The 9,511-nt window shown below is 37.7% G+C and carries 15 protein-coding genes; all 15 read right to left on the minus strand.

Annotated elements, in window-relative coordinates:
- Positions 1-5: 5 nt before the first annotated feature.
- The gene (gene rplX, locus CES88_RS14470) at positions 6-317 is read right to left on the minus strand and encodes a 50S ribosomal protein L24 (RefSeq protein WP_290735902.1); all 312 of its coding nucleotides are present in this window, start codon (positions 315-317) and stop codon (positions 6-8) included.
- 18 nt (positions 318-335) lie between these two features.
- Positions 336-704: a 50S ribosomal protein L14 gene (rplN, locus tag CES88_RS14475; protein ID WP_290735906.1), complete on the minus strand. Its 369-nt coding sequence runs from the start codon at positions 702-704 to the stop codon at positions 336-338.
- Between the two features lie 47 nt (positions 705-751).
- Positions 752-1,006, minus strand: coding sequence for a 30S ribosomal protein S17 (rpsQ, locus tag CES88_RS14480; protein ID WP_290735909.1), 255 nt, complete (start codon positions 1,004-1,006; stop codon positions 752-754).
- A 2-nt stretch (positions 1,007-1,008) separates the two neighbouring features.
- On the minus strand, positions 1,009-1,206 hold the full coding sequence (rpmC, locus tag CES88_RS14485; protein ID WP_290735912.1) for a 50S ribosomal protein L29: 198 nt from the start codon (positions 1,204-1,206) through the stop codon (positions 1,009-1,011).
- Positions 1,207-1,235: 29 nt separating this feature from the next.
- A complete protein-coding gene (gene rplP, locus CES88_RS14490) occupies positions 1,236-1,646 on the minus strand; it encodes a 50S ribosomal protein L16 (protein WP_290735915.1) in 411 nt (136 codons plus the stop codon).
- Positions 1,647-1,746: 100 nt separating this feature from the next.
- Positions 1,747-2,373, minus strand: a complete 627-nt coding sequence (rpsC, locus tag CES88_RS14495) for a 30S ribosomal protein S3 (protein ID WP_290735918.1) — start codon at positions 2,371-2,373, stop codon at positions 1,747-1,749.
- Between the two features lie 10 nt (positions 2,374-2,383).
- Entirely contained in the window at positions 2,384-2,719 is a 336-nt protein-coding gene (gene rplV / locus CES88_RS14500; RefSeq protein WP_290735921.1) for a 50S ribosomal protein L22, read from the minus strand.
- Between the two features lie 48 nt (positions 2,720-2,767).
- Complete coding sequence (gene rpsS / locus CES88_RS14505) at positions 2,768-3,052, minus strand: 30S ribosomal protein S19 (RefSeq protein ID WP_290735925.1); 285 nt, start codon at positions 3,050-3,052, stop codon at positions 2,768-2,770.
- A 15-nt stretch (positions 3,053-3,067) separates the two neighbouring features.
- On the minus strand, positions 3,068-3,892 hold the full coding sequence (gene rplB, locus CES88_RS14510) for a 50S ribosomal protein L2 (protein ID WP_290735928.1): 825 nt from the start codon (positions 3,890-3,892) through the stop codon (positions 3,068-3,070).
- Positions 3,893-3,919: 27 nt separating this feature from the next.
- A complete protein-coding gene (gene rplW, locus CES88_RS14515; protein ID WP_290735931.1) occupies positions 3,920-4,210 on the minus strand; it encodes a 50S ribosomal protein L23 in 291 nt (96 codons plus the stop codon).
- A gap of 3 nt (positions 4,211-4,213) precedes the next feature.
- Positions 4,214-4,831, minus strand: coding sequence for a 50S ribosomal protein L4 (rplD, locus tag CES88_RS14520; protein WP_290735934.1), 618 nt, complete (start codon positions 4,829-4,831; stop codon positions 4,214-4,216).
- Between the two features lie 16 nt (positions 4,832-4,847).
- Positions 4,848-5,546: a 50S ribosomal protein L3 gene (gene rplC, locus CES88_RS14525; protein ID WP_290735936.1), complete on the minus strand. Its 699-nt coding sequence runs from the start codon at positions 5,544-5,546 to the stop codon at positions 4,848-4,850.
- An 89-nt stretch (positions 5,547-5,635) separates the two neighbouring features.
- A complete protein-coding gene (rpsJ, locus tag CES88_RS14530; RefSeq protein ID WP_290735939.1) occupies positions 5,636-5,944 on the minus strand; it encodes a 30S ribosomal protein S10 in 309 nt (102 codons plus the stop codon).
- A gap of 201 nt (positions 5,945-6,145) precedes the next feature.
- Entirely contained in the window at positions 6,146-7,336 is a 1,191-nt protein-coding gene (gene tuf / locus CES88_RS14535; RefSeq protein ID WP_290735942.1) for an elongation factor Tu, read from the minus strand.
- A 61-nt stretch (positions 7,337-7,397) separates the two neighbouring features.
- A complete protein-coding gene (gene fusA / locus CES88_RS14540) occupies positions 7,398-9,482 on the minus strand; it encodes an elongation factor G (RefSeq protein ID WP_290735946.1) in 2,085 nt (694 codons plus the stop codon).
- Between the last annotated feature and the right edge of the window lie 29 nt (positions 9,483-9,511).

Consider the following 9,511-nt stretch of genomic DNA (forward strand, 5'->3'; position numbering starts at 1 on the left):
TCAACTTACTTCAGTACAGAGCCGCATGCAACTGCTACTCTTACCTGTTTACCGTCTTTCTCTTCAAATCTTACTCTAGTAGCCTTTTTTGTTTTTGGGCTTACTACAGCAACATTACTTAAGTGGATTGGCTTTTCCATATCAGCAAAACCACCAGCAGGATTTTCTTGAGAAGGCTTTAAAGCTTTTTTAGCTAAGTTGATACCTTCAACTAGCAAAGTGCTTTTCTTCAAGTTAAGTCTTTGAACTTTACCTGTCTTACCTTTGTCTTTTCCTGCAATTACCACAACTTCATCATTAACTTTTATCTTTTGCATCTCTAATATCCTTGCAAGTTATAAAACTTCCGGTGCCAGAGAACAGATCTTCGTAAAGTTCTTCCCTCTTAACTCTCTCGCAACTGGACCAAAGATACGAGTACCTACTGGTTCATTATTGTTGTTTAAGATCACCACACTATTATTATCAAATTGGATATATGATCCATCTTCTCTTCTTAATGGGTAAGCTGTACGTACAATTACTGCTTTCTTAACATCACCCTTCTTGATTTTTCCACCAGGAAGTGTTTGCTGTACTGCTACCACTATAATATCGCCAAGGCCAGCGCTCATTCTCTTAGAACCGCCTAAAACCTTAACACACTTTACTTCTTTTGCTCCTGAGTTATCTGCTACCAGAAGCTTTGTTTGCATTTGAATCATGGGTATTTCTCCATCTAAATCAGCTTAACATTAACTCTGTAGTCAGATTATTTCTGAGCTCCAACAAGTTCCCATTTTTTCAACTTAGAGTGTGGTCTAGATTCAATGATCGTTACCTTATCTCCAAGTTTTGCCGTGTTATTTTCATCATGAGCGTGATATCTCTTACTAGAAGAAACGAACTTGTTATATGTTCTGTGCTTAAAACGACGAACAACGTTTACAGTTATAGTCTTATCATTCTTATCAGAAACAACAACACCTTCTAGCGTTCTTTTAAATTTTTTATTTTCAACACTCATCACTACTTACCTTTAGAATTTTTTACTGTTAATAAACGAGCAATATTTCCTTTAGCAATCCTAACAGTATGAGGCTTTTCTAAACCTGATGCTGTCTTCTGCATTCTCAAGTTAAAGAGACTAGTTCTCATCTCTTTAACTTTGGCGTCAATTTGCTTGTTATCTAATCCACTTATTTCGCTTAATTCTAGTTTTTGCATCTTCGCCTCGCAATCATTCCATCTAGGAATTATTCTTCTCTTTTAATAATTCTTGTCTTAACAGGAAGCTTGTACATTGCTAGCTTTAAAGCCTCTTTACTTAATTCAGCATCAAAATGCTTAATTTCGAAAAGTACACGACCTGGTTTAATTACTGCTACCCATTTTTCTGGAGAACCTTTACCTTTCCCCATTCTAACTTCTGCAGGTTTCTTAGTAAGAGACTTGTCTGGAAAAATCTTAATCCAAACGTTACCACCTCTTTTAATCTTTCTTGTCATGGCAATACGGGCTGCTTCAATTTGTCGGCTTGTTATATACCCACAAGTTGTCGCTTGTATAGCAAATTCCCCAAACGTGATACTATTTCCACGGTTGGCTTTGCCCTTCATTCTACCTTTATGTTGTTTACGCCACTTTACTCTTTTAGGACTTAGCATATTGACCTCAAAAATACTGTGTTTCTAATCAGTTAGCACTTAACCCGTTTTATATACGCGCCAGAGGTGCACCATTCATTCAAATCTACAAACCAAAGGTTTATACGTAGACTTCACCTTTATAAACCCAAACCTTAACCCCAATTACACCGTATGTAGTGTGGGCCTCAGCTGTTGAGTAATCTATATCTGCTCTTAATGTGTGAAGAGGCACTTTTCTTTCTGAGTAACCCTCAGCTCTTGCCATTTCTGCACCACCAAGACGACCAGCAGTTCTAACTCTGATACCTTTAACTCCAGCTCTGAAGGCAGATTGCATAACCTTCTTCATAGCTCTTCTAAAAGCAACACGTTTTTCTAACTGAGACGCAATATTTTCCGCAATTAGCTTCGAATCTGCATCTGGTCTCTTAACTTCAGCAATATTAAAAATTAAAGTTCCTTTAGTTAATTTCTTAAGGTCATCTCTAATCTTCTCAATTCCTGCGCCTTTCTTACCGATCGCAACCCCAGGCTTAGCTGTATAAACAGTAACCTTGATTTGATCAGACGTTCTTGAAATTTCAGTTTTAGATACGGCTGCATTCTTCATGTTTTTTTCAACATAATTTCTGATTGCAAGATCTTCTTTTAACTGAGTTGCATAGTTATCCTTTGCATACCAGTTAGATTGCCAACCTTTTATATAACCTAATCTAAAACCATATGGATGTACTTTTTGTCCCATTGTATCCTTCCTATGCTTCTTTCAATTCTAAAGTAACGTGGCTACTTCTTTTTCTAACTCTAAAGGCACGACCCTGAGCTCTTGGCTGAACTCTTTTCAGAGTTGGACCCTCATCTGTGAAGATTTGAGTTAGAACTAGATTGTCCATATCGTACTTATCAGAATCAGCTGCAATAGCAAGTCCACTATTGATCAACTTTGTCAGCATAAGTGCAATTTCTTTCTTTTCGCAAAAACGAAGAATTTTAATTGCTTCTGATGCTTTCTTGTTTCTTACTAAGTCGCATACTTGTCTTACTTTTCTCGGAGCAATTCCTACTCTGCGATTCTTAACTGTAATGGCCATAGCGAGCCTCTCCTAATTTACATGCCACCGAAGTGGCATTTAAAACTATTATTTTCTTTTTGCTTTCTTATCAGCACCGTGACCGTAGTACGTTCTAGTAAGTGCAAATTCCCCTAACTTGTGTCCAATCATATTGTCAGTTACATAAACTGGAATAAACTTCTTACCATTATGAACAGCAAAAGTTAGTCCAATAAATTCTGGAACAATTGTTGATCTTCTAGACCAAGTCTTAATTACTTTTGAACTTTTGTTATCTTCATCCATTACTTTAAGAACTTTCTCAAGTAAGTGGTAATCAACAAAAGGACCTTTTTTAAGTGAACGGGCCATGTATATCTCCCTAACCTATTTTCTTCTTTTAACAATAAATTTATCTGTTCTTTTATTCTTTCTTGTTTTGAAACCTTTAGTTGGTTTACCCCAAGGTGTAACTGGGTGTCTACCACCTGAAGTTCTACCTTCACCACCACCATGCGGGTGATCAACTGGATTCATAACAACACCACGAACCGTTGGTCTGAAACCAAGCATTCTTTTACGCCCAGCCTTACCAATGTTTCTTTTTTCATGATCAAGATTTCCAACCTGACCAATCGTGGCTCTACAAACAGATCTTACCTTTCTAAGCTCACCTGAAGGCATTCTTAGAAGCGCCATCTCACCTTCTTTAGCCATTACCTGTACATAAGCTCCAGCAGATCTTGCGAACTGACCACCAGCACCTGGATGTAATTCAACATTGTGAACTAACGTACCAACTGGGATGTCCTTAAGTTGCTTTGAGTTACCAACAGTAATATCTGCAGTAGCAGATGAGATAACAGTGTCTCCAGCTTTTAATCCAACAGGAGCAAGAATATATCTTTTCTCACCGTCAGCATAAGCTAAAAGAGCAATGTTACACGTTCTGTTTGGATCGTAACTAATTGCTTGTACCTTCGCAGGGATATCAAGTTTGGCTCTTTTGAAGTCAATTACTCTGTATCTTCTCTTAACTCCGCCACCTCTGTGTCTAACAGTGATTGTTCCAGAGTTATTTCTACCTGCTGTGCTCTTCTTAGGAGCCAATAATTTCTTTTCGGGTGCTACACCTTTAGTCAACTCGTCACTATTTACGACTTGCATACGTCTTAGCGAAGGAGTTGTCGGTTTAAATTTTTTAATACCCATAGTTCTTCCTCTTCTACTTTATCTTAATTAGATTCCTTTAAAGAATTCTATTTTTTGACCTTCACCTAGTTCCACGTAAGCCTTCTTGATTTTAGAAGTCTTTTTAATAGCCTTTCCTACTCTCTTTGTCTTACCTGGAGTGATATTTGTTTTAACACTTAAAACTTTTACGTCATAAAGTCTTTCAACAGCTTCTTTAATCTGATTCTTATTAGACTTAAGGCCTACAACAAAACCAAATCTATTATACTTCTCAGTTGCTACTGCTGCTTTTTCTGTAATCAATGGTTTTACGATTATATTCTCTAACTGTGCCATCTCTTACCCCAATCTTCCTAAAAGTGCTTCTAGAGCAGCTTTTTCAATTACTAAGTTTTCGTATTTTACTGCTTCGTAAACACTGAAACCTTCAACTGCAAGACCTTTACCGTACTGAAGATTTTTTGCAGCTCTAATTGCTAGAGAATCTTTCTTCTCAGCAACTAATAGTGCAGGCAATAAACCCTTTCCACTTAAAGTAGCAAAAAGCTCTTTAGTTTTACCGTTAGACTCTAAAGAATCTACTACAGTTAATTTTCCAGCTTGAAGCTTGTCAGCCAATACAGACTGAATTGCTTTAGCAGCAACTTTCTTATTTAGCTTCTGGTCATAGCTTCTTGGTTTTGGACCAAAAGCAGTACCACCGCCAACCATAAGAGAAGATCTAATAGAACCTTGACGTGCTCTACCTGTACCTTTCTGCTTAAATGGCTTAGCTCCACCACCACTAACTTCACCTTTAGTTTTCGTACATGCGTTACCTTGTCTTCTACCAGCTAATGTAGCTTTAACTACTTGGTGAACTACAGGAACGTTTATGTCTTCAGAAGTAAGGCTTACATTTGTGCTTAGCTTTCCTGAAGTTTCGAATTTTCCATTAAGTACTGTTATATCTGTCATTTTTACAACCCCTTAACTATTTCTTCAAAGCTCTAGCTATTTTAATGAAGCTATTTTTTGAACCTGGTAACGAGCCTTTAATAAGCATGTAACCTTTTTCAGTATTTACTTCAACAACTTTGACGTTTTGAACTGTTTGTTTAACTGCACCCATGTGTCCTGGCATTTTTTTCAATTTGAAAACTCTACCTGGAGTAGCTCTGTTACCAATTGAACCTGTTGTTCTATGGAAGTGAGAACCGTGAGCAGCTGGACCACCAGCAAAGTTGTACTTCTTCATTACACCTTGAAAACCCTTACCTTTAGTAACACCAGTTACGTCTACGTAAGTCTCAGGAGTAAATGAAGATACAGATACTTCTTTACCTAGATCATCGTTTGATACTGTTTCGTTTTTGATTTCAGCGAACTTCGTTAAGTTTGCACTTACGTTTGCGCTCTTTAAGTGACCTTTAATTGGCTTCTTAACCAATTTCTCTCTCTTCTCACCATAACCAACTTGATAAGCTTCATAACCGTCTTTTTCAACAGTTTTCACTTGAGTTACGATGTTTGGGATTAATTTTACGACTGTTACAGGAACATGGTTACCGTTTTCATCGAAAATTCGAGTCATACCTGCTTTTACGCCATAAAATGCAGGAAGGTCGATTGAATTTGCAGTTGCAGAATTTTCAGTAGACTGATTCTCAACAGCTGTATTTTCTTCTGTCATTGATCCTCCACAGCATCACCCTACTCTTAGGGATGCATGCATGGTTAATAAAATAATTTAGACTAATTAATTTGAGTTTAGTCTATATACTAGTATTTAATTTCTACGTCAACACCAGCTGATAAGTCTAACTTCATTAGGCTATCAACAGTTTGTTGTGTTGGGTCTACGATATCAATAAGTCTTTTGTGAGTTCTCATTTCGAACTGCTCTCTAGACTTCTTGTTAACGTGTGGTCCCCTAAGAACAGTAAATTTATTAATTTCTGTTGGTAAAGGAATAGGTCCAGCTACTCTCGCACCTGTCTCTTTCGCTGTGTTAACAATTTCGCTAACAGAGTTATCAAGTAATTTATAATCGTAAGCTCTAAGCTTAATTCTTAGTCTTGGTTCTTTCATGACTATTAAATCCTCATATTTTTTTACATATAGAGTCAGGGTTTTATGAGTTATTGGGCCCTTTGTCAATAATAATTAAAAATTTAATTCATTTTTTTTATTATTTTTGGCCCAAAATTCAAATACTTACTCTTTCCAATAATACTTCTTTAAAAAAGGGCCATTTCTCATGGCCCCTTGTGTAAATTTTACTTTTAAAAATTATTCAACGATCTCAGATACTGTTCCTGCTCCGATTGTTCTACCACCCTCACGGATTGCGAACTTAAGACCTTTTTCCATTGCGATTGGAGTAATTAACTCTACGTCGAATGAAGTGTTGTCTCCTGGCATGATCATCTCTGTTCCAGCTGCTAACTCAATAGCTCCTGTCACATCTGTTGTTCTGAAGTAAAACTGTGGTCTGTATCCCTTGAAAATTGGAGTGTGTCTTCCACCCTCTTCTTTTGAAAGAATATAAACTTCACACTTAAATTTCGCGTGTGGCTTAACTGTTCCTGGCTTAATTAAACACTGTCCACGTTCGATATCTTCTCTTTTAACACCTCTTAAAAGAAGTCCTACGTTATCTCCAGCTCTACCTTCATCAAGAAGCTTTCTGAACATCTCAACACCAGTTACTGTTGTCTTAGTAGTTTCTTTAATACCAACGATTTCTACTTCTTCGTTTACCTTAACGATCCCTCTTTCAATACGTCCTGTACAAACTGTACCACGTCCTGAAATTGAGAAAACATCTTCTACTGGCATTAAGAAATTCTTATCGATATCTCTCGCTGGAGTTGGGATGTACTCGTCAACTTGTGCCATTAGCTCAAGAACTTTGTCCTTACCAATTGCATCGTCTCTCATCTCAAGTGCTGCAAGCGCTGAACCTGCTACGATTGGAAGATCGTCACCTGGGAAATCATAAGAAGAAAGAAGTTCTCTTACTTCCATCTCTACAAGCTCAAGTAGTTCTTCGTCATCTACTTGGTCTACTTTATTTAAAAATACTACGATCGCTGGAACACCAACCTGTCTAGCAAGAAGGATATGCTCTCTAGTCTGAGGCATTGGTCCGTCTGCTGCTGAACATACTAGGATCGCTCCATCCATCTGTGCCGCACCTGTAATCATGTTCTTTACATAATCCGCGTGACCTGGACAATCTACGTGAGCATAATGTCTCGAAGCTGTCTCATATTCAATGTGAGAAGTATTAATTGTAATCCCTCTCGCTTTCTCTTCTGGAGCAGAGTCAATCTCGTCGAACTTTCTTACTGCTCCACCTAGTGCATTTGCAAGAGTGATTGAAATCGCTGCTGTTAATGTTGTTTTACCGTGGTCAACGTGCCCAATCGTACCGATGTTTACGTGCGGCTTACTTCTGTCAAAAGATTCCTTTGCCATTTTAATTCTCCTAAAGTTTATATCTTTGTTTTATTTTTATTTAAAAATCAATTTGCTGAATTTAAATATATATACCCTTTTTTTCAAGTATTACTTTTGCCATATCTCGAGAAAGACCTTCATACTTACTAAAGTTCATTGTGAAGCTTGCTCTTCCCTGCGATTTTGATCTTAGATCAGTACTATAACCAAACATTTCAGCTAACGGGACTTCTGCTTCAACAACTTCTTTATTTTGTTTTGCATTCATGGCCAAAACTTTACCACGTTTCATATTTATATCAGAAATCACATCACCAGTGTAATCGATTGGCGTAACAACTTCTAAAGACATTAATGGTTCGAGTAAACCAATTCCTGCTTTCTGACAGGCTTCTCTAAATGCATTTGAAGCCGCGATTATATAAGCAACTTCCGATGAAGATTCTTCACTATATTTTGCTTCTAATAAAGTCACTTTAATATTTATAAAGGCGTATCCGGCCATGGCCCCACCTGGAGCAGTATCATGAATTGACTTCTCAATCGCATCGATAAATTCTTGTGGCAAATCTCTCTTCGTAAGCGACGTATGGAAGTCAACGCCTGCTTGATGGTCTGCAGGCTCAACTTTCAATTTGACATGACCAAATTGAATTTTACCTCCGTGCTCTTTATCAAATGTATTCTCCGCCTCACCTGACGCTAAAACACTTTCTCTATAAGAAACTTGAGGTGCTCCAACACGTATCCCCACTTTAAATTCACGCTCTAACCTATCTGCGATAATTTCAAGATGAAGTTCACCCATTCCATAAATTAATAACTGACCAGTTTCTTTATTATTTTGAAATGTGAACGATGGATCTTCTAATTTTAATCTTGAAAGTGATTCCATCAACTTCTTTTCGTCAGCCGTTGTCTTTGGCTCGATAGCGACAGAAATTACAGATTCGGGAAAGTCCATTAGATCATAAACAATTGGCTTATGATCCGTACAAAGAGTTTCTCCAGTAATAGTATCTTTTAATCCTGATACAGCAACAATATCTCCAGCCCTAGCTTCTGCAAGCTCTGTTCTCTTGTCAGCATGCATCTGAAGAATTTTTGTAATTCTTTCTTTTTTCTTTTTGTGCGGATTATAAATAGTTGCACCTTGCTTTAATGTTCCTGAATAAATTCGAACATAGTGAAGCATACCAACAAAAGGATCCGAAGCGATCTTAAATGCTAATCCACTAAAGAGATCTTCTTCAGATGGTTTTCTTGTATCTTCTTTTTCAATATCTTTAGCGCTATGGCCTTTAATTTCTCCACGATCTATTGGAGATGGAAGATAGTCACAGATTGCGTCTAATAATGGCTGAACGCCTTTATTCTTAAAAGCTGATCCACATAGAACAGGAATAAAGTCATCGTTTATGACAGCAGATCTTATCGCGGCCTTAATAGTTTCGATAGAAATCTCTTCTCCACCAAGATACGCCTCTGCTAGGTCGTCATTGTAATCACAAAGAGATTCGATGAGCTCTTCTCTAGAGAGTGTTGCCTCGTCTTTTAAATCTTCAGGGATTTCTCTTTGCTCAACTGTTGCACCAAGATTGTCATCGCTAAAAAATAACCCCTTCATCTCAACTAGATCAACCATTCCAAGAAAATCTTCTTCAGCCCCTATTGGAATCTGAATAGCTGCGGCCTTCTTACCAAGTCTCTCTCTTATTTCATCTAAACAGTTTTGAAAATCTGCACCAACTCGGTCCATTTTATTTACAAAAGCAATTCTAGGAACTTTATATTTATCAGCCTGTGCCCAAACTGTTTCGGACTGAGGCTCAACTCCAGACACAGCATCAAAGACGCCTACAGCGCCGTCAAGCACTCTAAGGGCCCTTTCAACTTCGATTGTAAAGTCTACGTGTCCGGGTGTATCAATTATATTTATATTTTTCTTATTCCATGAACATGTTGTTGCTGCAGAGGTAATTGTTATACCTCTTTCTTGCTCCTGAACCATCCAGTCCATTGTCGCCGCACCGTCATGAACTTCACCAATCTTATGACTCTTTCCCGTATAAAAGAGAATACGCTCTGTTGTTGTAGTCTTGCCTGCATCAATGTGTGCCATGATGCCAATGTTGCGGATTGAATCGATTTGAACTGAGCTCATATTCCTTAAGCCTTTACTAAAAATGGCTT

Source organism: Halobacteriovorax sp. JY17 (genome assembly GCF_002753895.1).
Taxonomy (GTDB): Bacteria; Bdellovibrionota; Bacteriovoracia; order Bacteriovoracales; family Bacteriovoracaceae; genus Halobacteriovorax.